The sequence below is a fragment of the Flavobacterium cerinum genome, assembly GCF_024496085.1.
Classification (GTDB): domain Bacteria; phylum Bacteroidota; class Bacteroidia; order Flavobacteriales; family Flavobacteriaceae; genus Flavobacterium; species Flavobacterium cerinum_A.
Map to the genome: position 1 here is coordinate 1,970,127 of NZ_CP101751.1, position 25,291 is coordinate 1,995,417.

Annotated in this window: 25 protein-coding genes and 4 tRNA genes; 16 read left to right on the top strand and 13 right to left on the bottom strand. The window is 35.6% G+C overall.

What is annotated here, in order from left to right; all coding sequences use genetic code 11:
• Positions 1-9: 9 nt before the first annotated feature.
• Together NOX80_RS08805 and NOX80_RS08810 are read right to left on the bottom strand one after the other, a co-directional pair.
• Positions 10-519: an AAA family ATPase gene (locus tag NOX80_RS08805; protein WP_256552916.1), complete on the bottom strand. Its 510-nt coding sequence runs from the start codon at positions 517-519 to the stop codon at positions 10-12.
• Between the two features lie 11 nt (positions 520-530).
• Positions 531-881 (bottom strand): DUF2200 domain-containing protein, encoded by a 351-nt coding sequence (locus NOX80_RS08810; protein ID WP_256552917.1) that lies wholly within the window; start codon positions 879-881, stop codon positions 531-533.
• 195 nt (positions 882-1,076) lie between these two features.
• Here NOX80_RS08810 and NOX80_RS08815 point away from each other — a divergent pair, with 195 nt between their 5' ends.
• Both NOX80_RS08815 and NOX80_RS08820 read left to right on the top strand, forming a co-directional pair.
• Entirely contained in the window at positions 1,077-1,862 is a 786-nt protein-coding gene (locus tag NOX80_RS08815) for a HipA family kinase (protein WP_256552918.1), read from the top strand.
• Positions 1,859-2,725, top strand: a complete 867-nt coding sequence (locus NOX80_RS08820) for a DUF3037 domain-containing protein (RefSeq protein WP_256552919.1) — start codon at positions 1,859-1,861, stop codon at positions 2,723-2,725. The genes NOX80_RS08815 and NOX80_RS08820 overlap by 4 nt, the downstream gene beginning before the upstream one ends.
• 101 nt (positions 2,726-2,826) lie before the next feature.
• On the opposite strand, the gene NOX80_RS08825 is transcribed toward NOX80_RS08820, so the two are convergent.
• Both NOX80_RS08825 and NOX80_RS08830 read right to left on the bottom strand, forming a co-directional pair.
• Positions 2,827-3,987, bottom strand: coding sequence for an FAD-dependent oxidoreductase (locus NOX80_RS08825; protein WP_256552920.1), 1,161 nt, complete (start codon positions 3,985-3,987; stop codon positions 2,827-2,829).
• A 28-nt stretch (positions 3,988-4,015) separates the two neighbouring features.
• The gene (locus NOX80_RS08830; protein ID WP_256552921.1) at positions 4,016-4,777 is read right to left on the bottom strand and encodes a helix-turn-helix domain-containing protein; all 762 of its coding nucleotides are present in this window, start codon (positions 4,775-4,777) and stop codon (positions 4,016-4,018) included.
• 202 nt (positions 4,778-4,979) lie between these two features.
• Between NOX80_RS08830 and NOX80_RS08835 the strand changes: the two genes are divergently transcribed.
• The 6 genes from NOX80_RS08835 to NOX80_RS08860 all read left to right on the top strand — a co-directional run bounded on the left by NOX80_RS08835 (position 4,980) and on the right by NOX80_RS08860 (position 9,462).
• A complete protein-coding gene (locus NOX80_RS08835) occupies positions 4,980-5,165 on the top strand; it encodes a hypothetical protein (RefSeq protein WP_256552922.1) in 186 nt (61 codons plus the stop codon).
• Positions 5,140-5,748: a CPBP family glutamic-type intramembrane protease gene (locus tag NOX80_RS08840; protein WP_256552923.1), complete on the top strand. Its 609-nt coding sequence runs from the start codon at positions 5,140-5,142 to the stop codon at positions 5,746-5,748. Before NOX80_RS08835 ends, NOX80_RS08840 begins: the two co-directional genes overlap by 26 nt.
• A 483-nt stretch (positions 5,749-6,231) precedes the next feature.
• Positions 6,232-7,215, top strand: a complete 984-nt coding sequence (locus tag NOX80_RS08845; RefSeq protein ID WP_256552924.1) for a phosphatase PAP2 family protein — start codon at positions 6,232-6,234, stop codon at positions 7,213-7,215.
• On the top strand, positions 7,216-7,950 hold the full coding sequence (locus NOX80_RS08850) for a phosphatase PAP2 family protein (RefSeq protein ID WP_256552925.1): 735 nt from the start codon (positions 7,216-7,218) through the stop codon (positions 7,948-7,950).
• 230 nt (positions 7,951-8,180) lie between these two features.
• Positions 8,181-8,993 (top strand): DUF2490 domain-containing protein, encoded by an 813-nt coding sequence (locus tag NOX80_RS08855; protein ID WP_256552926.1) that lies wholly within the window; start codon positions 8,181-8,183, stop codon positions 8,991-8,993.
• 67 nt (positions 8,994-9,060) lie between these two features.
• Positions 9,061-9,462, top strand: a complete 402-nt coding sequence (locus NOX80_RS08860) for a hypothetical protein (RefSeq protein ID WP_256552927.1) — start codon at positions 9,061-9,063, stop codon at positions 9,460-9,462.
• Positions 9,463-9,495: 33 nt separating this feature from the next.
• On the opposite strand, the gene NOX80_RS08865 is transcribed toward NOX80_RS08860, so the two are convergent.
• The gene (locus tag NOX80_RS08865; protein WP_256552928.1) at positions 9,496-9,939 is read right to left on the bottom strand and encodes a hypothetical protein; all 444 of its coding nucleotides are present in this window, start codon (positions 9,937-9,939) and stop codon (positions 9,496-9,498) included.
• A gap of 199 nt (positions 9,940-10,138) precedes the next feature.
• Between NOX80_RS08865 and NOX80_RS08870 the strand changes: the two genes are divergently transcribed.
• Both NOX80_RS08870 and NOX80_RS08875 read left to right on the top strand, forming a co-directional pair.
• A complete protein-coding gene (locus NOX80_RS08870; protein WP_256552929.1) occupies positions 10,139-11,158 on the top strand; it encodes a DUF2268 domain-containing putative Zn-dependent protease in 1,020 nt (339 codons plus the stop codon).
• 25 nt (positions 11,159-11,183) lie between these two features.
• Positions 11,184-11,804, top strand: a complete 621-nt coding sequence (locus NOX80_RS08875; RefSeq protein WP_256552930.1) for a hypothetical protein — start codon at positions 11,184-11,186, stop codon at positions 11,802-11,804.
• A gap of 98 nt (positions 11,805-11,902) precedes the next feature.
• Here NOX80_RS08875 and NOX80_RS08880 read toward each other — a convergent pair whose 3' ends face one another.
• The 6 genes from NOX80_RS08880 to NOX80_RS08905 all read right to left on the bottom strand — a co-directional run bounded on the left by NOX80_RS08880 (position 11,903) and on the right by NOX80_RS08905 (position 20,529).
• Positions 11,903-13,312 carry an efflux transporter outer membrane subunit gene (locus NOX80_RS08880; RefSeq protein WP_256552931.1) on the bottom strand — a complete coding sequence of 470 codons (1,410 nt, stop codon included), beginning with the start codon at positions 13,310-13,312 and terminating at the stop codon, positions 11,903-11,905.
• Complete coding sequence (locus NOX80_RS08885) at positions 13,312-16,452, bottom strand: efflux RND transporter permease subunit (protein ID WP_256552932.1); 3,141 nt, start codon at positions 16,450-16,452, stop codon at positions 13,312-13,314. The genes NOX80_RS08880 and NOX80_RS08885 overlap by 1 nt, the downstream gene beginning before the upstream one ends.
• Before the next feature lie 25 nt (positions 16,453-16,477).
• On the bottom strand, positions 16,478-17,605 hold the full coding sequence (locus NOX80_RS08890) for an efflux RND transporter periplasmic adaptor subunit (RefSeq protein ID WP_256552933.1): 1,128 nt from the start codon (positions 17,603-17,605) through the stop codon (positions 16,478-16,480).
• Positions 17,606-17,752: 147 nt separating this feature from the next.
• Positions 17,753-18,502 (bottom strand): LytR/AlgR family response regulator transcription factor, encoded by a 750-nt coding sequence (locus NOX80_RS08895; protein WP_256552934.1) that lies wholly within the window; start codon positions 18,500-18,502, stop codon positions 17,753-17,755.
• Positions 18,503-18,504: 2 nt separating this feature from the next.
• On the bottom strand, positions 18,505-19,602 hold the full coding sequence (locus tag NOX80_RS08900; protein WP_256552935.1) for a sensor histidine kinase: 1,098 nt from the start codon (positions 19,600-19,602) through the stop codon (positions 18,505-18,507).
• A gap of 411 nt (positions 19,603-20,013) precedes the next feature.
• Complete coding sequence (locus NOX80_RS08905; RefSeq protein WP_256552936.1) at positions 20,014-20,529, bottom strand: shikimate kinase; 516 nt, start codon at positions 20,527-20,529, stop codon at positions 20,014-20,016.
• A 128-nt stretch (positions 20,530-20,657) separates the two neighbouring features.
• On the opposite strand from NOX80_RS08905, the gene NOX80_RS08910 reads away from it, so the two are divergent.
• From NOX80_RS08910 to NOX80_RS08920, 3 genes are all read left to right on the top strand, one after another.
• Positions 20,658-20,730 (top strand) — tRNA-Lys (locus NOX80_RS08910).
• A gap of 33 nt (positions 20,731-20,763) precedes the next feature.
• Positions 20,764-20,836, top strand: a tRNA-Lys gene (locus tag NOX80_RS08915).
• Positions 20,837-20,875: 39 nt separating this feature from the next.
• Positions 20,876-20,960 (top strand) — tRNA-Leu (locus NOX80_RS08920).
• A gap of 341 nt (positions 20,961-21,301) precedes the next feature.
• On the opposite strand, the gene NOX80_RS08925 is transcribed toward NOX80_RS08920, so the two are convergent.
• Positions 21,302-22,024, bottom strand: coding sequence for a hypothetical protein (locus NOX80_RS08925; RefSeq protein ID WP_256552937.1), 723 nt, complete (start codon positions 22,022-22,024; stop codon positions 21,302-21,304).
• A gap of 237 nt (positions 22,025-22,261) precedes the next feature.
• Between NOX80_RS08925 and NOX80_RS08930 the strand changes: the two genes are divergently transcribed.
• The 3 genes from NOX80_RS08930 (at position 22,262) to NOX80_RS08940 (ending at position 24,419) form a co-directional block, all read left to right on the top strand.
• A complete protein-coding gene (locus NOX80_RS08930; RefSeq protein WP_256552938.1) occupies positions 22,262-23,362 on the top strand; it encodes a hypothetical protein in 1,101 nt (366 codons plus the stop codon).
• A 180-nt stretch (positions 23,363-23,542) separates the two neighbouring features.
• Positions 23,543-23,938, top strand: a complete 396-nt coding sequence (locus NOX80_RS08935; protein WP_256552939.1) for a DUF5367 domain-containing protein — start codon at positions 23,543-23,545, stop codon at positions 23,936-23,938.
• A 408-nt stretch (positions 23,939-24,346) separates the two neighbouring features.
• A tRNA-Lys gene (locus tag NOX80_RS08940) sits at positions 24,347-24,419 on the top strand.
• Between the two features lie 223 nt (positions 24,420-24,642).
• Here the strand turns inward: NOX80_RS08940 and NOX80_RS08945 are convergent.
• Positions 24,643-25,281: a hypothetical protein gene (locus NOX80_RS08945; protein ID WP_256552940.1), complete on the bottom strand. Its 639-nt coding sequence runs from the start codon at positions 25,279-25,281 to the stop codon at positions 24,643-24,645.
• Positions 25,282-25,291 lie beyond the last annotated feature (10 nt).

Consider the following 25,291-nt stretch of genomic DNA (forward strand, 5'->3'; position numbering starts at 1 on the left):
GTTATCCTTTTAAACCGTTTTACTAAGTAGCTGACGAATTCGTGATGGTAAGGTTCCGTTAACTTCTATTGTCATGATATCAAAATCCCAAATCCATTCGCTGAGTATTTCATTAACCTTATAACGAAGTTTTGGCAGATCGGATTTCTCACAACCTATTCGATCCGGATTCTCAATAGGAACAAAAACAAGAAGGTCTATTTCAGAGCTTAATTCCTGTACTTTTTTATAATAATGCTGAATGTTTTTATTTTTATCCATAGCGTGGATATAGGCTAAAAGGTCAATCGGACACCGATCAAAAATAACATCATCCTCACTTTCCGGAATTTGCTTTACAGAAAAATCGAATTGTGTAATAAAATCGTCAATATCGGGTGATTCTGAAAATAGATAGCCGGTATCTTCCAGTTCGTAATAGGGTTCCCGATACAATTTATAACCGGGTAAATGCTCGCATAGTTTCTCGGCTAATGTTGTTTTACCAACCCGATGGGCTCCAATTATTGCTATTCGCATCTTGCTTGTTATTATTTACGTAAGATTTTATCCATTGTCTTTCCCTTTGCCAATTCATCAATTAATTTGTCCAGATAACGGATCTTCTGCATAAGCGGATCTTCAATAGCTTCTACACGGTAACCGCAGATCACACCCGTAATTTTCGAGGCATTCGGATTAAGTTGAGGTGCCTGAGCAAAGAAATTTTCAAAATCGGTTTTGTTGGCAATATGATCCTGAAAAGAAGATTCATCATAACCCGTCAGCCAGAAAATGATAGTATCAACTTCCTCTTTAGTACGCCCTTTTTTTGTTGCCTTTTGGATATAATGCGGATAAACACTAGCAAACGACATTGTGTAGACTTTGGTGTTATTCATGTTGTTTGAATTTTAATTTACACTATCTGAATTGTACAAAATTATATAATTGAAAAAGTATTTATAATAAAAAGGAACCTATTTAAGATTAATATTTACACGATTTTATTACTTGTTGAAAATACAATATCGGGAGCTGGAATATACTGATTTTTGAAATAAATTTAGTATATTACAATTGTAAACAAAGGAGTTATGCAGGAATTGCAATTAGTGTCAGTTGGAGATGTACTTATAGGAGGTACTACAAAACCAGTCAATATTATTGCATTAAATGAGAATGGAACCCCGTGTAAATATATACTGAAGTTGTTTACTAAGAAACAGATTTTACAAGGTATATCAGTAGCAAAAGAAATAATAAGCTCGGAGCTGGCGAAACAATTTAATCTGATCTGTCCTGATTATGGAGTTATAAATTTTGAACATTCAGAAATCAATAATCTCTACGGAAAAGAAAGGTTGTATTCACTTGATGAAGGTTATAAATTTTGTAGTAAATTCATAGGGCAAAGTGTTATTTTTACTCCCTTGGTGACAAAAAGCTTTTTGAACGATTATGATTATGCAAATATTTTTGCGTTTGATTTTTTTGTTTATAATATTGATAGAGGAGGTGTACGTAAAAAACCAAATTTATTAATTAATGACTCAGATTTAATATTGATTGACCACGAACTCACTTTCTCTTTTATTGATTCAGATAAAAAAGTTGATTACGAGTCTTATTTAAGAAATTACCCCTACCAACATCACATTTTGATAAAGTATTTAAAGTCCTCGAGACAAAAAAAGCATTTGTTCGATGAGTTTTTGGAAATGTTAAAAGTATTGAATTTGAGCAGTCTAAATAGTACTTTTGATGGGTTAGAACGGCTGCAAATACCTCATTATGAACGAGAAAAATTTATTAATTATTTCATGTGGGCTAAACAGAATGTCACTATTTTTGAACGGTACTTAAAAGGAATGATTCAATGAAAACGGATTTTTACACATATTGTATATTAAAATACAAGCATTCGCCTTATTTAGACGAGAGTATAAATATAGGTGTGCTTATCTATTTTGAAGAAAGTAAAAAATTTGTTTTTAAATATTCTAAAGCCTTAAACCGGATTAAAAGTATTTATTGTGACGTTCCTGAAAAAACAATAAAGGAATATATCAGGCAAATCTCAAAATATCTGGATGGATATAGGAGTGAAGATACTATTTTCAATTCTTCGGAAGGTTTAAATTTGAAATCATTTATATCGGCCAATATTTTACCTGACGATAGTACGGTAATTCAGTTTTGTAATTTTAAAACAGAACCAACAAGAGGTTTGAATGAGGAATTAATTGAGAAAATAATACTTGAAAAAGAATTTATTGATGATATTAAAGGGAATTTAAATCAACAACAAGAACCTAAAATAATTTCTCATCTATATACTGAATTAAAAAAGTACGGATTAGAGAATGTTGCGTTCAAAAACAGATATAAAAAGGACTTCAACATCCAAACAAATACGGGTAATTTTCATTTTGATTTCGCATGGAAGAATGGTGTTTGGAATCTGGTAAAGCCAGTTGGGTTTGACTTAAAAACTCCTGAAGGAATCATACAAAAAGCAAGAAATAATTTAGGTGAATTTACAGATTTTAAAAGTGAAGTAAGTGAAACGGATTACAAGTGCAATTTAATTGTTGGTGAGCCTATAGACCATTCTCTTTTTAAAAACTATGAAAGTGCGTTGAGTATTTTACATAAAATACCAAATATCAAAATTATAGAAGAATCGATGCTAAAAGATTATTCACAGGAAATAATTGAAGCGCTATCTAAAAGTGATATATGATAAAATGTTCAAATAATCTAAATTTATAAGATAGAAAATTAAGTATAAAGGCCAATTCAACTTGTTGAATTGGCCTTTATACTTAATTCATTTTTCAGAAATTAATGCTCACTAAAAAATGCCAACATCGTTTCCAAGGCTTTTTCAGAATGCATACGTTCTCCGTTTTCCAGTGATTCCCGAGCGGCTTTGGCTGCTCTTTGGCGCATATTGACTTCGTAAGCTGTTATGGCTTCCTGTATTGTATCATATTGATCAGAAGTTAGGTGTTCACTTAGTTCCAAGGCATCCAGCATGGCCATATTGGCACCTTCTCCGGCAAACGGAGGCATAACATGTGCAGCATCACCCAGCAATGTTAAATTGGAACGACTTTTCCAGGTTTGATCCAAAGGCATACAGTAAATCGGACGGGGGATGGCCGGTATTGTTGCATTTTTAAAAAGTTCATACCAAATAGTTCCCCATTGCGGATATTCAGTTTGGAACCACTGTAGTAATTGATCGGTATCGGAGTTGTCCGGAATAGTTACTGTCGGATTGTTCTCATCGGTTTTATAACTCGCATAAAAAGTTAAGTCACCATTACCTTTCATTCCCATTAGTAAACATTTCGAATTTCCGAAAGCCATAATTTTTCCGCCATCCAACATAGAATGAATGTGAGGAGCTGCTTTTTCGGCATCGGTAACGTTTACCTCCAGCATAGTGATCCCGGAATAAAAAGCTTTGATATCCGTAAGATATGGGCGGATTTTAGAGTTGGCGCCATCTGCGGCAATAACAATATCGGCGTAAGCAGACGAACCGTTTTTAAAGTACAATTGCCAGCCGTCGTTTTGTGGTTCCATTTGCAAAAAATGACTGTCCCATACTACGGTTTCAGGGTGCAATGATTCCAGTAACATATTTCGTAACGGACCGCGATCGATTTCAGGACGAAAATGAGCACTGCCAAAATTTTCTTCCTGTTTCGCATCATGATCACTATAAAAAATGGCAGCATTTTGGTTTACGATAAGCTTTTTATCGGCACCGGGACGGAAATTCTTTTTGAAAACAGCTAATAAACCGGCCTGACGTATTGCGGCCAATCCCGATTCATCATGCATATCAAGCGGAGCACCTTGTATACGGGCTTCTTTATTGTAATCGCGTTCATATACTTTTACATTTACTCCTTTTTGCTGTAAAAGCCGCGCTAATGTTAAACCACCCGGACCACCGCCCACAATAGCGATTTGCTTGTTATTTAATTTCATACCATTAAAGTTTATTTACAGTACAAAACTATTGCTGTTTTAAAACGGATAATAGTATAAATCGGTCGTTTTGATTTTTAGATAATTCTCCCGGAGCCACACCGGAAAATTTTTTAATTTCCTTTATAAAGTGATTTTGATCTGTAAAGTTGAGTTCAGGGAAAAGTTTTCCCTGTGCAATATGTTCTAATGAAGCTCTGAACCGTAATATAGTGCAGAAGGCTTTTAATGATAATCCGAATTGCTGATTGAAATAACGATTAATTTGCCGACAGCTCCAGGCTACTTTCTCTGAAAGTTCTTTAATGCTCATTTCCCCATTTGACTGATAAATTAGTTCAAAAAGAAGGCGTTTTCGGTCATCAATTACTTTCGGTAAAAGCTCGGTTATCTTTTGGGTTGCTTTTGTCTGAAAATGATCAAAATCACTGAAATCATCTGGCGTAAAATTCCAGAAATCATTCGGGAGAAGCGTAGCGGTGTTCAATAAATTGGTAATAGAAGTGCGCAGAATATACTCAACCGCCAACGGTTTAAAACTAATTACAAAAGTATGAGTATGAGGAAGAATACTTCTTTGTTCGGGAAAGGTTTCTAATCCGACCAGTGTAATATGAAAAGGTTCAGATGCCGATTGAGAGAAAAACAGATCAATTCGCCCATCGGGAACAATCATAACTTCCTTTGCATGATCCGATGGATTATAAAACATACCGATGCTTTCTACAAAGTCGGATAACAAATGTATCGGCGGAATAAATTGATATCGGAAATCCTCGTTCATAGCCATTATCAGGTAGCAGTTTGTCGTTTTAAAAGTAACAAATTATCAAATACGGAAAAGGATACAGGTAAAATTAGAACACGTTATGATTATAGTTTATGAAGTAGATGTCTGAAGAGTCTTTAATGTGACTTTTTTTGTACGATGTTGAAATTTAGTGGATTGAATTCTGTTGTTTACTTTTATACTATATGGAAAAGTATAGAAAATGAGAATAGAACAATTTAATTCCGTTGCGTTAGAATTATATGAAATGAAGGGTATAAGAGGCGGACGAATACCCTGGCGTAAATTATATGAATGGATAGATAGAGGCGTTAAACTTATTGAATTAGTCGATATAGCTGATCGGTTTATAGAAGGTTGGAATGAAGTTGAATGTGATTGTAAATAAAAAAACAAGGATATTAGCGGCAGTTTTTTTTATACATATATTGGCTATTATAGTATTTGAGTTAATTGTATCCCATTGTAATATTGATGTTGCAAAATCCAAGCAGCATAATGATTTAAATAATCCGTTGAAATTATTATTTTCGGCGGTTGTTTTTGCACCTGTCATTGAGGAAATAATTTTTAGATATGGTTTAGTAAAAAGTAAATATTTTTATTGGGGTACTATTTTTAGCGTTGTTTTTATACTGGTAACTAATTTTAGTGACTATTTTAAAGGAGCTATAATTATATTAAATGTATTGTCATTTGGCTTTTTTTGTTTTTCAGACAGAAAAGTAGTTCCTCAAATGGTTTTGATAGCCAGTGTATTTGTTTTTACCCTTATCCATATTTCGAATTACGATTCAGTTGCTCTTAATGGACTTCCGGTTTATGCGTTAGTATTACAGTTTTTTCCGCAGGTTCTTGCAGGAATTATATTAACAGGTATTCGGTTGTATTCCAGGCGATTTTTGAGTGTTATAGTATATCATGGATTGTATAATCTGGTGTTTTTTGGTTTAGCATTACTACAGGTTTAAAAGAAAAAAATTATGAATGGTTTTAGTATAATATCAAAACAAGAATTAAGGCAAATTAACGGAGGTGACTGGTTAAAAGATTTTGGAGGTAGTTGCCATAGAGCATGGTGTAGCATTAAAAACGGACTGGAATATCTAAATGAAGTTGGTAATGGAGGAAGAATGCATTCCGCAGGTTAAATAGTGCAATAGAATTTCAGAGAGGAGAATAACGCATCTGTTTTGTTTTTAAGTGTGTTCCAGTCGAAAAATAGGAGTAAAGAAGAGAGAATAATTGGCAGTTTTTGTTTGCGGGTGCTTAAAAAATTCACATATGCGTGTAAAATTTTTTAAAATAACAATAAAAAGATAACACAATTTTAAAATAATAGTAGAAAATGAATTTTTATAAGAAAATTTAACAAATTCATAAAGTATTATTTTGTAGTAAAATTTTGATGTAGAATATAATACTCTATTTTTGGCACAATTTTACAAACACCCATGAATAGGTTTACACCTTTACTCTTATTATTAGCAGGTTCTGTTTTTTCACAATCGGATTCACTGTCAGTATTAAACAAGCGTTTTCAAGACCGAAAAACGCAAACATATACGATAGATTCCGAAACGGAGAGAATTTATTATCAACCCAAATGGCATGAACCGATTACCAATCTTTGGCAGGATTTTAAAGATACCAATAAGGATTTTGTAGCGGATGATCATGCCTGGTATTTAGGAGGTGCGTTAGCTGCAACAGCTGTGATGATTCCGTTAGATCAGGATATCGTCGATGAATCCAGAAGGTTTGCCGAAAGTATAGGATTGTCAGCAGATAATAAATACGGGACTTTAGGGCCATTGAGCAATATACCTCAGAATCTTGGTGCTGCATTCTATCTGACCGGTAACGGAACAACGGTATTATTACTAACGGCCGGTTTTATGACTCATGCTGTTTTTACAAATGATTACCGTGCTTATGCTACTGCTTCCGGTATGTTAGAAAGTATGGCACTTTCCGGTTTCTATATACAAGTGCTTAAAAGGACTACAGGTAGAGAAAGCCCTTTTATCGCCAGAGAAAACGGAAATCCGGGCGGTGATTGGAATCCGTTTCCATCTTTTACAGCCTATGGTGAAAATACACCAACTTACGATGCTTTTCCATCCGGACATCTGGCAACTATAATGTCGGCTTTTACAGTAATAACCACCAATTATCCGGAAGTGAAATGGTTGAAACCGGTGGGCTATTCCGCTATTGGACTTTTGTCTTTTCAAATGGTGCAAAGTGAAGTACATTGGATTTCAGATTATCCTCTGGCTCTACTTATCGGTTACTTCAGTGGTAAAAATATAGCCCGAAACCGATTTATCGACCGAAAAACCGGTCAGGCTAATCTTCAAAAAAAATATGACATCCGGGTTACCGGAAACTACCTTCGAGACTTTCAGACTTTAGGCCTTAAATTAACATTCTAAATGAATCAAATCGCTACTTTACTACGTTGCATTGCACTAACATTATGCCTGCCTACGCTGGTTTTTTCGAACACGGAAACCGATACTATAATTCATAAAAGCCACTTTTCGTATAAGCAACTAATTATACCTTCTGCGCTGATTGCCGGAGGAGCGCTTTTGAGACATTCAGCTATTAATAATGACGTAAAGGAATTCCGGGATCACAATTTTGGAAATTTTAAATCCTCATTCGATGACTATTTTCAATACAGTACGGTTTTGTTAACGTTTGGAGGGAACTATATGGGATTTAAATCGGAGCATAGTAATACCCAAATGGCTTCGAATATGCTGGTTTCAAAATTGTTGCTCACAGCAATAGCTTTACCGTTAAAAAATAATATAGGGGATTTAAGACCGGATAACTCAGGAAATAATGCATTCCCATCCGGGCATACTGCGGCAGCGTTTACTTGTGCGACCTTGCATTTTTTAGAGTATAAAAACAGTAATATCTGGTTTGCCAGTAGTGGTTTTTTAATAGCAACAACTACAGGAACTTTCAGAATATTAAACAATCGCCACTGGTTGAGTGATATAACGACCGGTGCCGGTATTGGAATGACTACAGCAGTTTTGACTTACTATTTTAATCCGCTTACTTTTGAAATCAAAAAAGATAGTAGGGTGAGTTTTTGCCCGGCTTACCTTGAGAATAAAGCCGGATTAGCGCTAAATTACAACTTTAAATAGTTTAAAGTAAAACATAGATTACACTGTATAATCAGAAGATACTTATTTGTGTCTTCTGATTTTTTTTTGCAGGATATTAAAAGGTAACAACCGGATTCTTAACATTAAGAATAAATAAATTGTATTGAGTAGGAGTTCTGGAAGATGCTATTCCAGAATGACTCCAGTTTTGAATTGTAGTATTGTCACTCTCAAGTTTCAAATTACAATTTAAAATCTTAAATGGCATTATGTTATCAACGACTAAAACCCTCATTTTATTTGTTTTATTCTCCTTTTTATCTTTTGAAAATACACATGCACAATTAAGTCCGCCGGGATTAGGTAAAGCAAGAAGCGCTTTTTGGTCCGCTTTCGGAATCAAACAAAAATTAGATTCATTAGGAAAGAAAGAAACTATGACGTATTTCGGATTAGGACAAAAAAGTGATCCGGATAATTATAATGCGTTCGATGATCAGGCTATTCTGGTGCTAAATCATGAGCGATACCACAATTTTAAACTCAATCAGCAATATAGTTATGCGGTAAGTTATCGCAGACAAAATAATTATGAAAGCCAATCACCATATCGTTCGGAAGGTGTGGAACAGGAATTTCGGGTATATGGGCGTTATAGCTATACGCTAGATTTGGCTAATCAGTGGAAATGGAAAAACACTATACGTCAGGAATTCCGGAAGTTTTATACGGCTGACTTTCGTCCGGCAGATGAAAATTTCCAGTTTAGAACCCGTTTAAAAACCCAATTGGTTTACCATTTTCCATCCAAAAATAAACAGGCGCTGGCTTTAAGTGCAGAAGGGCTTTTTGCAATAAGTAAGTATAATACAAACGAAAAAGAATCAAAATTCGGTTATAAAGAAACCCGTTTGGGATTGTATTATTTATTTCAAATTCCGAAAACGCCACTTTCTATGGATATCGGATATGTTAATAATCGGATCAAAGGTTATCGAGCAGCGAAATCCGGAGTGCATTATCTGGCTGTCGATCTGATTTGGACAATTCCATACCGACACAAATTAGAATGTAGGATATGATAATGTCAGATTACCCGGATTATAGTAACTTTAATTCCGAAATAGTTGAAATCCATACGTCAAACAGATGAATAAAATGATAAGCCTGTTTTCCGATAATCCGGGAAAGTTGTTTATAGTTGATGGAACAGGAGCATTAATTACAAGTGCGCTGCTTTTTGTATTTCTAAAAATACCGATGTTAAATACAGGTTTACCAGATGTAGTATTGGTTGGCTTATTAGTTATCAGCCTTTTGATTTCCTGTTATTCATTTGTTAGCAGTTTTGCGGTAAAAAAGAAACGGAAAAACTTTATTATACTGAACGGAATCCTGAATCTGTTTTATTGTTTACTGACATTCGGATTTCTGATGTATTATCATCGGGAAGTTACAGTACTCGGAAAGATCTATTTTACTCTTGAAATACTAATTATAGGCGTTCTGATTTATGTCGAATTACTAACGGCAAAAGCGATCCGAAACTAAAACGTATAAACGGATTTCAATTTTGAAGAATGTTTATAGTTTGTTTTTTCGGTATATATTCAAAGTTTCATGATCAAATCCGATAATAGCTGCAATTGCCAGAAAGGTTGCAATTTCATAGCTTACATTATCCGAATCAACAGGATGATAGGCACCGTCAATAACTTTGTAATTGAAACTGAAGCTGCTAAACGGAGAAAGTCCTTTCGGAATATTGATGATATTTTTTATTGTCGATAAAACGGCATCTATATACACAGACGGAATTTTCTCTTCCGAAACATCCCAGATAAATCTACCGAAGTCTCTTTGCATAACGATATGAATTACGCCATATCGACTACGCCCGGTGTGTTGTCGTATACAACTTCCTTTACCTTCATATAGGTCTTCTGTAAACTGAAATTTCGCAAAAGCCTCCCGGATTTCTTCATACGGAAGATGTTGTGATTTAGTAGTATGAATATAGAGTTCCATCGGATTTTAGATTGATCATACGAAGATAGAATTTATTTTGATCAATTTGAAAATGCAGCAACCGAATGTGTTACAGTCTTTTTTATAACTTGTGAGGAATGCATTAATTCGCTAATTTGCGAAATAAATTGACTTCCGAATCTTGTTATGATACGTATTTATTTTGTTGATGCGTTATCGATAATTATTCTAAAACCAAATGAAAAAATATATAGCTTTATTAGGTATCGCCGCAGTACTGGCTTCGTGTGCTTCTAATAAGAATTCCGCTACTAATAAAGAACCTGATTTTTATCAAAAAATAAAAAATGTTCCGGACAGTATAAAAGTTGGAGAGATAACGGTTCTTAATCTGTTTAAACATCAGATTTTAGCTCATGAAACACCAGAATATGACAGTCTGAGAATTGTTGAGAAAGTCTATAAGCCGCATAAAGAATTATGGGCTAATTGTTACGGGATGATATTCGGAGAAGAAAATGCTCCGAAATTCAATACGCCTGAAGGAATGATGGAATGGAACAAAAAATTGTATAAGGAGAATAAAATATTTTTTGATCAACGTGTTTCAGAACTATTAAAAGTGGATCTGGAAAAAATGATAAAAAACAATTTATTGAAATTTGAAAAGCTTGTTCCTTATATACCCAAAGCAAAAATCAGTATTCTTTTTACTCCGATTACAGGAATTGGTTTTGGAGGTTGCGAAGCGGAACAGTTTGCTTTGGAATTAAACAATAAGACCCTTGATGTCGCTTATACTGTTGAAAAAGGATTGCCACATGAATTAAATCATCTGGTCTATGAAAAATTCAGAGATGAGGATCCGGATAGCGGTACTGCGTTAAGTCAGACGATAGATGAAGGTTTTGCCTGTTATTTCACCTATTTGTTTTTTGATAAGAAGATTACGGAATATGAAGCGGTTGAAAATATGACTAAAGCGAATTGGAATTGGTTTTTACAACATGAAAAGGAAATTTATACAAAAGTAAAACCGTACTTTTCAGATAAATCAGGGAATAATCCGTTGTTGCGAAACGATAAGTTAAAACTGTTTCCTGATGCTCCTAAAACGTTGAACTATTGGCTGGGCTTTCGGATTATTTCGAAATATGTTGAGAAGCACGGAGAAAAATCATGGAAGGATATTTATAATTTGACAGCGAAAGAAGTACTCGAAAAAAGCGGGTACGAACAATTTATTAATACACTATAATCTTTATACAGCACTGATTTTACAGATGAAAAAAATACTATTTACCGGAATGTTACTGATAGCGGCTCTAAATTTAAATGCCCAAACAGAGAAGATACAACTTGTTTCTAAAAATTATGAATATAAAGCGGATGAACAATTTTATGATGATTTATTCGATGGGATTACGAAATTAAAGTTTCATTTTGAAGATCCGACATTGCTTTTAGGAAAGAGTTATCAGATTATTTTACAGGAATATACGAACGGAAAACTGTCCCGTGATGAGGTCGTTCTTAACACCAAAAAAGAAGGACTGCCTAAAATTGATAAGGAATTCTCATTTTATATTTACTCACAGCAATGTAACGGTAAACTTAAGTTGGGATTCTTTTTTAAAAATTTCATAAATAAAAAAATGTATCCGACCAACAAAATTTTTGAGGACGGAACATTTGATTTGAGAGATGTTACCGGTGATACCGGGAAAATAGATTTTGAAACAGATAAAAATATTCAGATTGCTTTGATAACGCCGCCTAATGAAAATCCGGCTATCGGAAATTTAGGCTATTGTGAAGTGTCAAAAGGAAATATTGACGTCAAATCCTGGTATGCTAAATATAAGATTCCACAGTTTTTCCTTATTTATCTTAAGGTTGAATAAGATATAAAGCAATCGATTGATCCGTTTACGGATCTTTAAAAGAAGCGAATAAAAGTAAAATTCCCATTCCCGAAAATATCCGGAAATGGGAATTTATATTATTCTACACCACCGCCTAAAGCACGATACAGATCAATAGCGGAATTAATCCGTTCCAATTTTATGGCTATTGCTTCCAGATCATTTTGTAACGCATTGTTTTGCGCAGTTATGACTTCGAGGTAGTTAACCATCCCATTTCCGTATAGCAACGTAGCATCTTTTACTGCTTTTTCCATTGCTAAGGACTTATGATCAATTAATGTTGATCGTTCTTCAGCATATTTCAGTTTAGCCATTGCATCCGAGACTTCACCTATCGCAGTCGTATAGGATTGTTTAAACGAAATTACGGCTTTCTCCTGTTCCAGTTTGGCAACTTTATAAGCAGTACTCAGCTCTTTTTTTCGGAATAAAGGTTGTACTAATCCGACAGCAATTGTTTTGGTTATGGAACCCGGAAAGTCAAACCATTTTTCGAATTCAAATGAATTAGCGCCTATTTGCGGTGTTAATGTAAGCGACGGATACATAGCCGCTTTTGCAAGTCCTGATTTTGCTGCGGCCGACATTACCATATATTCGGAAGCCTTAACATCCGGACGTCTGCTTAACAAAGAAGCCGGTATTCCGGCTGGAAATTTGGCTTCAATTGTACTGTTGTCAAAACTTCCGGAACGGATAATTTTATCAGGAAATGAACCGCATAAAAGTTGTAATGCATTTTCCTGTACCGCAATCGCTGTTTTTGCCTGGGGAATCAGAAGTTCGGCTGTTTTTTTCTGGGCTTCCGTTTGATTAACAGCAAGCGAACTTATAACGCCGGAGTTATACTGAAGGCGCATCATCTTTAAAGTAACATCCGTTATATCAATATTCTTTTCGGCTATTTTTAGCTGCTCGTCCAAACCTAAAAGCGAATAGTAAGCTTGTGCTACCTGAACAATTATTCTTGTTTTTAATGCCGATAGATTCTCTTTTTGTGCAAAATAGCTAGCTCTGGCATCTCGTTTTTGCAAGGCGGCCTTCCCCCAAATATCCGCTTCCCACGATAATGCCAGATTAGCGTTATAATCGTCAAGATACTTTTGCCCGGTAAACTGTTCGCTTAAAGAACCGTTTAGGGAAGTTTTCGATAAATACGATCTGTTGGCTGTTACATTCAGATCCAAAGTGGGCAGTAATGCCAGTTTAACCTGTTTGTAGTTCAGGTCAACCTGTTCCATCGTTTTGAGAGCAGTAGCAATTTCAAAATTTTTGGTCAATGCCTTATCGATCAGTTCCTGTAGCATCGGATCTTTGTAAAACGCTTTCCAGGGCATCGCAATGGTATCACCGGTAAGTAGAAATGCTTCCCGATAAGCTGTAGGCGAATTCAGTTCCGTACGCTGGTATTTTTGACCCACCACACAGGAGGAAAGGACTACCGATGCAAGGGCTGTTATGGTTATATACTGTATTCTTTTCATTATTTCTTGATAGTTGAATTAATCTTCTTATTCACTCCGAAAATTTTTTCCTGTAAGTATTGGAAGAGTATGTAGAGTAAAGGAATCACAAATAAGCCCAATACTACACCGCTAAGCATTCCGATGGAGGCACTAACACTGATCGATCGGTTACCGACAGCGGTTCCGCCTGAAGCGAACATAAGCGGTATCATACCTACAATAAAAGCCAGTGACGTCATAATGATAGGTCGTATTCTCGAGCGTGCACCTTCTATAGCCGACTCTATAATGGAAAGTCCTGATTGTCTTCTCTGAACGGCAAATTCTACAATTAGAATAGCATTTTTGGCTAGTAAACCGACAAGCATGATAAGTCCCACCTGAACGTAAATATTGTTATCCAATCCTACAGCTTTAATTCCTAAAAAGGCACCCAAAACTCCGGTCGGAATAGAAAGCATGACGGCTAACGGTAACAGATAACTTTCATATTGCGCAGCTAAAAGGAAGAAAACGAACAAAAGACAAAGTCGAAAAATGGCGATGGTTTGATTTCCGGCCGCTTTCTCCTCAAGGCTTAAACCGGTCCATTCATAACTATAATCCGATGGCAGTTTATCCATTACCGATTCAATATTTTGCATGATATCACCATTGCTAAAACCCGGTAATCCTACAGCCGTTATACTTACGGAATTGTACAAATTATAACGGTTTACCGATTCAGGACCATATACTTTTTTAAGCGTAACCAATGATTTTACAGGAACCATTTGCATATCGGCATTTCGTACGAAGATCTCATTAAACGCTTCTTCGTCTGTTCTGAAAATACCGTCAGCCTTTACATTAACTCTGTAAAACTTACCGAAACGGGTAAAATCGGATGATTGATCACCGGAAAAATACGTCTGAATATTGTTGAGTAATTCCCGTACGCTTACGCCCATTTGTTTCGCTTTATCTTCATCAACTTCGAGTTCCAGTTGCGGATAATCGGCTCTGAAAGTGGTATAAGCATATTGTACACCCGGTTGCTGCATGATCTGTCCGATTACGTTATCGGCCATCGCTTTTAGTACTGCGGGATCTTTAGCCATTCTGTCCTGTAATACAATTTCTGCACCGCTGGTAACACCGAAACCTTCTACCGGCGGACTTCTGAAAACCATTACTGAACCTTCTTTTATGCCGGCGAGTTTACCGCTAACGATGCTCATTATTTCATCAATGTCTTTAACCGTTCCCCGTTCTTTTTTAGGCTTGAGTTTGATAAAACCCATCGCATAAGCCGGGCTGGCACTATTACTTAAAATATTAAAACCGGTAATACTGGTGTTGTTTTCAATAGCTTCTACATTGTCCAGTTGTGCCTGTATTTTTTCAACTGTGGCTGTAGTTCTGTCCAATGCCGTTCCGGGTGGCATGGTAAGACTGTAAATCATAAAACCGTCATCTTCCAGGGGAACAAAACTTTTTGGAGTCGACATCATACTGTATACCGCCAATGCGATTATAGCCGTCACAAATCCGGTGGCAATCCATTTTCTACCGATTAAAAAACGGATACCTCTGATGTATCTTCCGGTCAGGTTGTTAAAAGAAGTATTAAAACCGGTAAAAAAGCGTTGTTTAAAACCGGATTTACCGTGGTGATCGTGATTATTCTTTAATAAAATGGCACATAGGGCAGGAGTTAGCGTTAGTGCATTAACCGCCGAAATAATAATAGCTATAGCAAGCGTATAAGCAAACTGTTTATAAAATATACCCGATGAACCGGTCATAAATCCGATAGGGATAAATACAGCCGACATAACTAAGGTAATTGAAATAACCGCTCCTGTAATTTCAGACATTGCATTGTGAGTGGCTTCTCTGGGACTCAAACCGGCATCTTCTTCCATTTTACTGTGAACTGCTTCGACGACTACGATAGCATCATCGACCACAATACCAATTGCCAGTACTAAGGCAAAAAGGGTCAATATATTTATCGTAAATCCGAGAATCAACAGGAAGAAAAACGTACCTACAATCGCTACGGGTACCGCGATAGCCGGAATAATAGTCGAGCGCCAGTCCTGAAGAAATAGAAAAACCACAATAAATACCAAAAGGAAAGCTTCAATCAGTGTCGATTTAACCTGTCCGGTAGCCTCATCAAGACGCTCTTTCGTACTCATTACGTTTACGTATTTTATACCGGGAGGGAATGATTTTGACAATCGTTCAATTTCACGATTAACACCAATTTCGATGTCATTCGCATTGGAACCTGAAGTTTGCAGAATCGCAATTGTAACGGCATTTTTACCGTCGGATTTATTATCACCGCTATAAGAAATTGAGCCAAACTCAATGCGGGCAATATCTTTAAGACGCAATAAATTACCACCGGTATTTTTAACGACGATATCAGCATATTGTTCGGGTTTGTTTTTCTTCCCTTTATAGCGGATAACATATTCCAAAGCCGATTGTGATTCTTCTCCTAATTTTCCGGGAGCCGACTCAAGACTTTGGTCAGCGATAGCATTGGTTACATCGGAAGGAACCAGTCCGGCATTGGCCATTTTTCTCGGATCCAACCATACACGCATTGAATAATCCTTTTGTCCGAAAATCTGGGCTTGTCCGACACCGGGAACCCGTTTAATTTGAGGAACAAGGTTAATATTCGCGTAGTTCTGTAAAAACAGCTCATCGTATTTTTCGTTGTCTTCCGTATAAAGGTTGAAGATAACGATCATACTGTTCTGTTGTTTCGATGTGGTTAATCCCATTCGGATAACCTCCTGCGGTAGTTTGGGCGTCGCCTGTTGCACTCGGTTCTGTACATTTACCGCAGCCTGATCCGGATCAACTCCCTGTTTAAAGATAACGTTAATCGAAAAGGTACCGTCATTACTGGCGGTTGATTTGATATACTGCATGTTTTCCACACCGTTGATCTGTTCTTCTAAAGGCGTTACAACCGAACGAATTACCGTTTCACTGTTACCGCCCGGATAGGAACCGGTTACCGTTACCGTGGGTGGAGAAATATCGGGAAATCGTGTAACCGATAATCTTGTCAGACCGAGGATTCCCAGTATGACAAGGACAATAGAGATGACTGTGGCCAAAACCGGCCTGTCGATTATATTTTTTAACATTTGAATGATTTTTGTGAAACGGAACTTATTTTTTTTCCTGTGTTGATGCGCTTACTTTGGGAGTAATTTCCAACCCGTCGGACAACGCATCGATGTTGTTTAGTGCCACCTTGTCGCCTGATTTGATGCCCTTGCTTACAAAGTAATTGCTATCAGTACTTCCGGCAATTTCAATAGGTGTCATCGCAACTTTATTTCCTTTTAAGATGAATACAAAGAACTTATCCTGTATGTCTTTTACGCTGGCCATCGGTACGCTGGTAACTGCCGATAGATTGCTGTTTAAGATTACTCTGGCTGAACCGCCGGAGCGCAGATATTTTTTCGGATTCGGGAAGATGGCTTTTAAGGCGATACTTCCGGTTGTTCTGTCGATATTCCCGCTGGCAATTTCTACAGTGCCTTTATGTTCGTAGGTGCTGCCATCGGCCAAAATAAGTTGTACCCCTTTATTGTCGGCAGTATCTTTAAGAAAAGCCAGATAATCGGCTTCACTTAAGGAAAAGTAAACAAATACCGTATTAATATCTGATAAAGTGGTAAGTGGTTCAGTATCACCCGGAGTGACAAGGTTCCCGATACGATTTGGAATACGACTGATATATCCGCTTACCGGTGCTTTGATCAAAGAGAAATCGGCGTTAATACGGGAAGAACCCAACGTTGCTTTTGCCTGGGCAAGTTGCGCTTTCGCAGCTTCATAGTTAGCTTCGGCGGTTTTTAACTGTATCGGAGCATATACTTTTCCTTCGACTAAAGGTCTTATTTTTTCCACTTCCAGTTTGGCATTGGCCAGATTTGCCTCAGCATTTTTGTACGCAGCACTACTGTTATTGACTTGTTCTTCATAAACATCACCCTTAATTTTAAATAGTGCCTGTCCTTTTTGAACGTAGTCGCCTTCTTTTACAAAAATAGCCTCAAGATAACCGGAAACCTGTGCTTTTATGGCAACATTGACACTTCCTTCGATCATCCCCGGATATTTTTTATTGATAGCACCCGTACCGGATTCTACCGTTAAAAAGTCAACTTCGGGTTTTGGTATTTGTTGTGAAAGATCAGCTTCTTTTTGCCCGCATGAGAATAATGTGGCTGCAACCAGTAAAAGAATTACCAGGTTACTATTGCGATAGCTTTGGATAAATTTCATTGTTATTTTTTGATTAAAGATTTATGAGGCAAAATAACAGTGTATCAAAACAGAAAATTTGAATATTTAACCGAAGTGTATTTTTTAATAATTGAAGCGGTAATTAGGAGGATTTAAAAAATAGGCAGTGCTTCGTTTTTTGTAGTATTAATAGTCAATCCAGGTTTTTAAAAGACCTGCTTTTTCCCGACTTACAATGATTTCAAGACCGGGATTATTTTTAATAAGCACTACCAGTTTGGAATTAAAATGATTGTAGATCTGATCGATTGCATCAATATGAATGATATACTGACGGTTTGCTCTAAAAAATAATTTAGGATCAAGCTGGCTTTCGAGTTCATCCATTTTTAAAGGGATAACTTCTTCAGTACCATTGTGAAGTTTAGCTTTTATGATTTTAAGTTCTAAAAAGAAATATTTGATATCGGATACCAAAAGTGTTTTAAATCCGTCGCGATAGGGAAGTAGAAAACGACTGCGATATTCTTTTGCGGAAACGAAATTAAGAAGGTTTTCCAGTTTTGTATTCAATTCATCTTTTACTAAGGTATCCAGTTTGGAAAAAGCGGCGGCTAATTCTTCCGGAACCACCGGTTTAAGCAGGTAATCGACACTGTTGAATTTGAAAGCTCTTACGGCATATTCATCATAGGCAGTTGTAAAGATTATCGGGCAGCTGATTTTTATCTTTGATAAAATCTCAAAACTAAGTCCGTCACTCAGGCGGACATCCATCATAACTAAATCAGGAGTAGGGTTTGTACTGAACCAGGCAATGCTGTCGGTTATACTTTCCAGAACAATAAGAATATGCGCATTCGGTTTTAATGCCATGATAAGTCGGGTTAACCGATCGGAATTCGGTTTTTCATCTTCAACTATTACAATTCTCATTTTTATGACTTTAAGTTGATTATTACTTTAAATGAATTTTCATTTTGAATGATTGTCGGTGCGGTTAAGCCAAGCAGATCGTATCGTCCTATAATGTTTTTTAAACCCGTTCCGGAAGAACTGACACTACCTTGTATGGGAATTATCGTATTTTCGACAACTAACTCGGTATCACTTTGGCTATATACAGAAACCTGTAAAGGATTTGTTTTGGTTGTCTGATTGTGCTTTAAGGCATTTTCGATTAATAGCTGTAATGTAAGCGGTGGCAGGAATAATCCGAAAGAAGCTTTGTCGATATTAATTTTAAAGTTTACACCCTGACCGATTCTGTTTTGTAATAAAAAGATATACGATTCTACAAATTTTAATTCTTCGGAAAGCGCTATCAGGTCTTTTCTTGAGTTGACCAATAAATAGCGGTACACCTTTGAAAAATTCTCCGAAAATTCATACCCTAATTTCTGATCTTTTAAGATAAGTTCAGAAAGGACACTAAGATTATTAAAGACAAAATGCGGATCGATTTGGAGTTTTAAAGCATTGAGTTCAGCTTCGGTTACGGCTCTTTTCATATCGGCGGCCTTTAGTCTTTGATCAGCGGCTTCAAGTGCTGTTTTTTTCCAGTTATCAATCAGATAACTTCCGGTATTGATGCTACCGATAATAAGCCCGATGATTATACTACCAATGGCCCACATCCAGAGATCTTCAAAATCACATAAAGGATCATCTGCGCATTCCTCATCATAAAAAAGCATACTTAATGCAATCTGAAACAGAACGATTACGATAACTCCGGCGATTTGTAAAAGGATCTGGGTTAAGGCGCGTTGTAAAGTTTTTTCAGTCCACGGTAACTTTTTATTGAGTGTTTTGTTCAGGAAAATACTAAACCGAGAAATTAAAATACAGAACAGCAACGATAAGCCGATATCGCAAAATATAACGGTTATCGGTTGGGTAAATAAAATTTTCCAGTAATAAGCACCCGGATGGAGCAAAAATGAAATGATATAATACAGTAAAAGGGAAAGAAGTGTATAAAGTACACGTTTCCATCTTCTGACAAGATATTGGTTTATTTCATTGATCATCATAATTGTTTGCTTCCGATAAATTCAGGTATAAATATAGGCTTTATCATTGAACATGTTTCGTATTATCCGTCAGGAAGAGTAATAGCCATATTGCTGATTCCGAGTTTTACGTACAAATAGAAAGATTAAACAAACACAAAAAGTGTAAAAAGTATTGAAGTGTCGTTTTTATTGTCTAAAGCGTATTGAGTTGCGACTGAATCTTTGAAATAAAAATAAATAATGAGTAGGAGTAGTGTGTGTCCGAAAAAAATAACGTCCGATGAGGTGAAAAGAATTTAAAAAAAAACAGGACATTATGGAGGAGGTGGATTTTGTCTTTATTTTAATGGGATACTGTATTTTTTTCGGCTCGGCTAAGCGTAGTCCGATTTTAAAATGGAAGTACCCCATTAAAGAATAGAGTTGTTTTTATAATAAGCCGGTTATTTCGGTGGCGATAACATCCGGATTTTTACCGTCAACCGACACTACGTGTTTGGCCTGATGATAAAAATAACTTCGATCGAATAAATGTTTGGCGATAAACTCTTCGACTTCCGCTTCTTTTAATCCGGATAATAGCGGTCGGTTGGCTCGTTCGTTCTCCAAACGCTTTATAAGCTCTTTAATAGACGCTTTCAGGTAAACCGATACAATTCCGTCTAATTTCAGAAATTCGTGATTATTGGCATAGCAGGGAGCGCCACCGCCAAGACTCAGTATATAATGCTCGTTTTCGGCGATAAAAGATTTCAGTTTTTCATGTTCCAGTTTCCGGAATTTAATCTCACCGAATTCCGAAAAAAGTTCCGGGATCGTTTTTTGTGTATCTTTTTCAATAATTTTATCTAAATCGAAAGCGGGGATTCCCGTCATTTCCGATAACAATTCACCAATGGTGGACTTTCCCGACCCCATATATCCAACAAGAACAATTTTACTCATAATAATAAATACCTCGCTTACAGAAACTTAAAAAAATAGTTACAAAAAAACACAAATTTAAACCAAAAAAGTCTTGGATAATAAAAAATAGGCCTTATATTTGCACCCGCAATCAGGAAATGATTTCAGACTCGGTAGCTCAGCTGGTAGAGCACATCACTTTTAATGATGGGGTCCTGGGTTCGAATCCCAGCCGGGTCACTAAATGACTTAAATTTATTTCTTGAAAGCACAGACTCGGTAGCTCAGCTGGTAGAGCACATCACTTTTAATGATGGGGTCCTGGGTTCGAATCCCAGCCGGGTCACAAAAAAAGTCGAACGCAAGTTTGACTTTTTTCTTTTATGGCCACGTGGAGGAATTGGTAGACTCGCCATCTTGAGGGGGTGGTGTCGCAAGACGTATGGGTTCGAGTCCCATTGTGGTCACCAAATGGTACAAATGTAAATCTACTGCATTTATACCATTTTTTTATTCTTTAATTCTTTGTTGATCAACAAGGTGAAAATCAAAACTTTATTTATCCGGATGGTTCGAAAAGCTGAACTGTTAAACATTACTTTTTAACGGGAACCGAACCCAATATCTTTCTTTTGGTTGCCGGTGAATCTCAAAATTTAATAGTAGGTGTATTCTTTGTAAAGAACATATTCTATTTTTTGCTTACTACTGTTTTTGTATTCACAAATAAAGGTTGGATTTTCAGAGCTGTTATATTTCTGAACGATCAGCTCTCCGAAGTTTGTAACTTCGGAGCATAAAGTCTCAAAATTTAATAGTAAGTATATTCTTTGTAAAGAACATTTTCCATTTTTTGCTTACTACTGTTATTGTATTCGTAAATAAAAGTTGGATTTCCATGGTTGTCATATTCTTGAACGACTTGTATTTGATATGACACCACCATTTTTCCATCAAAGTTGTTAGTTGTCTTAATTGTGGTTTCCAGTATTTTATCGTCTTTGTAGGTCGTTTTGTATTCTTCCATGAATAGGACAGTCTCTTTATGCTTATAAACACTTTTGAGCAAGCTGTAATTTTTATCTAAGGTAATAAAGGTTATAAAAGTACTGTCTTCCGGAGAGCGTATTGCGTAATTGTAATCGTCTGACCAAACGTGTTTGAAGTTGATTTTTTTTAAATCGCCGTCATCAAATCGTCCTGTTTCAATGAAGGATATTGCTTTTCCTTTGCCGGAATAACGGCTTAAAAACGCTGATTTACCCGTTGTACCAAAATCCCATAGTTTATTAATTGTAATGACATTACCTATGCTGTCGAACGTCATAGTAACTTTCCCTGTGTAGTTGGCGTTTTTGAGTGGTATTTTTCCGTTTTCTACTTTGTATGTGTAGGAGATTACTTCTTTTACAGCTCCTTTGAGTTCTGATTCTAATTTCTGTGTGTAAGTAGTTTCGGTAATTTTATTTTCTTGTCCGTTGCAAGAAAGGAATACCTGAAAGAATAAAAGTGCTATTGCTGTTTTTTTTATCATTTTTTTGGTGTCAATTTCGTATTTAATGATGTCCAGGTGTTCAGATAAGATTAACCCGGATCTGAAAATCTATTTCTTCAATCGAAAAATAAGATTATAGCGTCCTAAATTAGAAAAAATAAACATTTTTGACGGATAAAATTCAACAATTGTATTTCTCACAGATTCAGAATCATTAATATTTCTTTCTAATTATATTTGTAAAAAATTTCTGATTCATTTAAATAAGATAGAATTATGAAAGAAGTAGTAGGTAAGATCATAAGTAATCAAACAATAGCGTTAAAGGAGAATCATTCCTTTTTCTTCTGTGATTTACGTGGAACAAAGATTATTCTAAACGCAAATCAGTTACAAATTGTAGGTTGTATTATCGATGGACTGTGTTTGGATATAGAAAAAGAAAAAAGTAATGTAGTAATGGAGCTAAATCTTAATTTGGATTTAGACGATGAAACTAAAATAATACAAAAGCATATTGCGACTAATACGATCAATATACAGCGGCCGATTATTAGTGAGGAGTTATTGCAATTATTTAAAAAGGTGCTTACAGTTGAAAATTATTACAAAGGCCGGGATAATGAGCGCTTGATAAATTATATCATTGAAAAGCAATGTTTTGAGAACGTACCCTTGTTAGGTATTTGTTTTTTATATGCGGGGAAAGAGTGGGAAGTGAAAACTCAAATAATACAATGTTTATACGAAGAAGATAAATTTAGAAACCGGGTTTATGCCTACAAACACGATTTGTTAAAGCGATCTTATATGTTACTTTTTGATGAAGAATATATTGTCAGAGATTTTACGGCACATTTGATATTGGATTTAAATCCCGAGGCGGAGGAATTGAAACTAAATGATAAAAATTATATTCTTGGAATTAAAGCAAAATATTTATTTGACGGTTTAGCTATGCTTGATAAAAGCTATTATCAATATATAGAGGATACGATTTTATTAAACGGACTTAAAAGTGACGATAGCGATACAGTAATTAATAGCATTAAAATAATGAATGCTATTGCTGTTTTCAGATTCTGGGATAGGTTAGTGGCTTATATAAAAAACAAAGAATATGAAAAGTTAGGTGATACTTATATTTATGTTTTATATAAAATATTGTCCGTGTTTAGGGATAGTGATTATTATGAAGAAGATTTCAGCTTTTATGAGCTTTTATTGTCTTTTGAAGATGAACATATTCAGGAAGATACATTATACCTTGCCTATAAAGCCGATTATGAAAATACGGATCTTATAAAAGGTTTTATTGAGAAAAATAAAGATAAAAAAATGGTACAGCGGTTTCTTGAGGATATTAAGGAAGAATAATAAGGTGCTTATGAGGGAATGAATTATGTATTACTGATCATTATTGCAATTCAAATCCGGTAGAATCCACTTTTAATGGCTTTTTTGTTAGAAAATACTTATTTTTATACTCGAAAGATTGGGAGGAATCCGATTAAAAAATGCAGCGAATTGTTTATGCGATAATAAAAGATTTAGTAAATGAAAACACATAAAGAGAATTACCCGCTTGTTAGTTTTATTGTTGGCTTTTTGGTCTGGTTGTTAGCCACTGTTTTGTTTCGGGTTGCAGGACAACATTTTTTTATTGTCGACAATGTATTCGTAATGGTGGCTTTATATATTATTCTGATACCGGCATTGGGTTTTATTGCAACGATGGTCTTTAATAAGTTTAAATTGGATAAACTAGAAAGTATAAAATCGGCAGCCATTATGGTTTTACCGGGTATGCTACTGGATACACTATGCGTACAGTTTTTCGGAGAATTATTTCCTAATATGCCTGAAGCGTATAGTAAAACTTTTGCTTCCTGGTTAATGTTTGCATATTCTATTGTTTTGATTTCAGGTCTTTTGAGGAAAACTGGAAGGTAAAACGGATACTGTATAATCGGATAATACGATCGTTTTTGAAATGAAAGTATATAATATGATTTGCGGATATCTTTCCTTTATGGATAAAACAGTAATAATGATGAAAAATGATTATTTCGAATCTATTTCAGTTCTAAAGTGACATTTTTTTAATTTATATACTTCTTATAGTAAGTTACTTATGAATTTTTTAAAGATTCACCGATAAAAAAAGTAAAAAAAACTAGCACAGTAAAGTAAAATTTCCTTTCTTTGCACCCGTTAAAAACAACAGCTTAGTCGCTAATTAAGCGGTGATAATTTAAGCAGAAAGTTTTAAAATCATTGAACAGTTGATTTGAATTTTTTATCATTAGGTTCATTGATTAAAGTCTGAAATAGCGAAACAAAACAGACATTATATTTATAGACTCGGTAGCTCAGCTGGTAGAGCACATCACTTTTAATGATGGGGTCCTGGGTTCGAATCCCAGCCGGGTCACAAACAGAAAAGCGCACTATTTAGTGCGCTTTTTTCGTTTAACTATTTATCGTAGTGAAATCCTTAAAACAGTCTGATAACTACCAATCTTGATGAGCTTTAATTTGTAAATGATGATAAAGAAAGGATAACGCAGTCATTACTGTTGATCAAATCAAATAAAAATCAAACGAATTCTATTTTGTTTAAGATCGGATCAACAGCAGGAGACGCGTATACGTTATTATTCGTTTACCACCGGTGGCATCGCAGCATTGGCTTTTGTCATGCGATCTTCACCTTCTGGTGTCTGAAAGTCATAAGGGGTTTCGCCTACTTGAATAAAAATGCCGTCTTTTATCAGCTGTGCATCGATATAAGGATTGTCTAAAATGGCTTTTCCGCCTTGCTTTTTAAACTCTTCCGCATCATAATATTGCAGCCAGTATAACCCCGGAAAATCATAAGTGCGGCTATTTATCCTATATCTATCTCGATATGAATAAAAATCTACCGGAGAGACACTTAAGCCTTTTAAATTAATTCCTTCTACTAATTTTAAGGCCATTTTTTTAGTTAGATGATATTTGTCTTTTTCTACTAAAGGAATACAGATTAAGCCACTTCCGGCTGATTTTGTAATCCTGATACTCGGTTTTTCTGCTTCTGATTGATATTCTATACCGTATTTGTTACGACTAAATGCCTTTAAGGTTTCTTTGTCGAGATAAGAAGTTACAGGTCGTTCTATCACCTCTTTTGTTTGGTTAATATAAGCGATAGTTGGAGGAGAAAGTAATTCTTCACAAAGATTTAATATAAACAATATTTCCTCATCTGTTAAGGCTTCTTTTGTATCAAAAAAAATATAATTCTCTTTCATTAGGGAATAT

Excerpts from the sequence above, each read along its gene's own strand:
- NOX80_RS08930 (WP_256552938.1), top strand. The coding sequence starts at position 22,262 with ATGAAAGAAGTAGTAGGTAAGATCATAAGTAATCAAACAATAGCGTTA.
- NOX80_RS08840 (WP_256552923.1), top strand. The coding sequence starts at position 5,140 with ATGAAGTTGAATGTGATTGTAAATAAAAAAACAAGGATATTAGCGGCA.
- NOX80_RS08835 (WP_256552922.1), top strand. The coding sequence starts at position 4,980 with ATGAGAATAGAACAATTTAATTCCGTTGCGTTAGAATTATATGAAATG.
- NOX80_RS08875 (WP_256552930.1), top strand. The coding sequence starts at position 11,184 with ATGAAAAAAATACTATTTACCGGAATGTTACTGATAGCGGCTCTAAAT.
- NOX80_RS08935 (WP_256552939.1), top strand. The coding sequence starts at position 23,543 with ATGAAAACACATAAAGAGAATTACCCGCTTGTTAGTTTTATTGTTGGC.
- NOX80_RS08845 (WP_256552924.1), top strand. The coding sequence starts at position 6,232 with ATGAATAGGTTTACACCTTTACTCTTATTATTAGCAGGTTCTGTTTTT.
- NOX80_RS08945 (WP_256552940.1), bottom strand. The coding sequence starts at position 25,281 with ATGAAAGAGAATTATATTTTTTTTGATACAAAAGAAGCCTTAACAGAT.
- NOX80_RS08815 (WP_256552918.1), top strand. The coding sequence starts at position 1,077 with ATGCAGGAATTGCAATTAGTGTCAGTTGGAGATGTACTTATAGGAGGT.
- NOX80_RS08925 (WP_256552937.1), bottom strand. The coding sequence starts at position 22,024 with ATGATAAAAAAAACAGCAATAGCACTTTTATTCTTTCAGGTATTCCTT.
- NOX80_RS08820 (WP_256552919.1), top strand. The coding sequence starts at position 1,859 with ATGAAAACGGATTTTTACACATATTGTATATTAAAATACAAGCATTCG.
- NOX80_RS08805 (WP_256552916.1), bottom strand. The coding sequence starts at position 519 with ATGCGAATAGCAATAATTGGAGCCCATCGGGTTGGTAAAACAACATTA.
- NOX80_RS08870 (WP_256552929.1), top strand. The coding sequence starts at position 10,139 with ATGAAAAAATATATAGCTTTATTAGGTATCGCCGCAGTACTGGCTTCG.
- NOX80_RS08825 (WP_256552920.1), bottom strand. The coding sequence starts at position 3,987 with ATGAAATTAAATAACAAGCAAATCGCTATTGTGGGCGGTGGTCCGGGT.
- NOX80_RS08810 (WP_256552917.1), bottom strand. The coding sequence starts at position 881 with ATGAATAACACCAAAGTCTACACAATGTCGTTTGCTAGTGTTTATCCG.
- NOX80_RS08865 (WP_256552928.1), bottom strand. The coding sequence starts at position 9,939 with ATGGAACTCTATATTCATACTACTAAATCACAACATCTTCCGTATGAA.
- NOX80_RS08830 (WP_256552921.1), bottom strand. The coding sequence starts at position 4,777 with ATGGCTATGAACGAGGATTTCCGATATCAATTTATTCCGCCGATACAT.
- NOX80_RS08905 (WP_256552936.1), bottom strand. The coding sequence starts at position 20,529 with ATGAGTAAAATTGTTCTTGTTGGATATATGGGGTCGGGAAAGTCCACC.
- NOX80_RS08850 (WP_256552925.1), top strand. The coding sequence starts at position 7,216 with ATGAATCAAATCGCTACTTTACTACGTTGCATTGCACTAACATTATGC.
- NOX80_RS08880 (WP_256552931.1), bottom strand. The coding sequence starts at position 13,312 with ATGAAAAGAATACAGTATATAACCATAACAGCCCTTGCATCGGTAGTC.
- NOX80_RS08895 (WP_256552934.1), bottom strand. The coding sequence starts at position 18,502 with ATGAGAATTGTAATAGTTGAAGATGAAAAACCGAATTCCGATCGGTTA.
- NOX80_RS08890 (WP_256552933.1), bottom strand. The coding sequence starts at position 17,605 with ATGAAATTTATCCAAAGCTATCGCAATAGTAACCTGGTAATTCTTTTA.
- NOX80_RS08885 (WP_256552932.1), bottom strand. The coding sequence starts at position 16,452 with ATGTTAAAAAATATAATCGACAGGCCGGTTTTGGCCACAGTCATCTCT.
- NOX80_RS08900 (WP_256552935.1), bottom strand. The coding sequence starts at position 19,602 with ATGATGATCAATGAAATAAACCAATATCTTGTCAGAAGATGGAAACGT.
- NOX80_RS08855 (WP_256552926.1), top strand. The coding sequence starts at position 8,181 with ATGTTATCAACGACTAAAACCCTCATTTTATTTGTTTTATTCTCCTTT.
- NOX80_RS08860 (WP_256552927.1), top strand. The coding sequence starts at position 9,061 with ATGAATAAAATGATAAGCCTGTTTTCCGATAATCCGGGAAAGTTGTTT.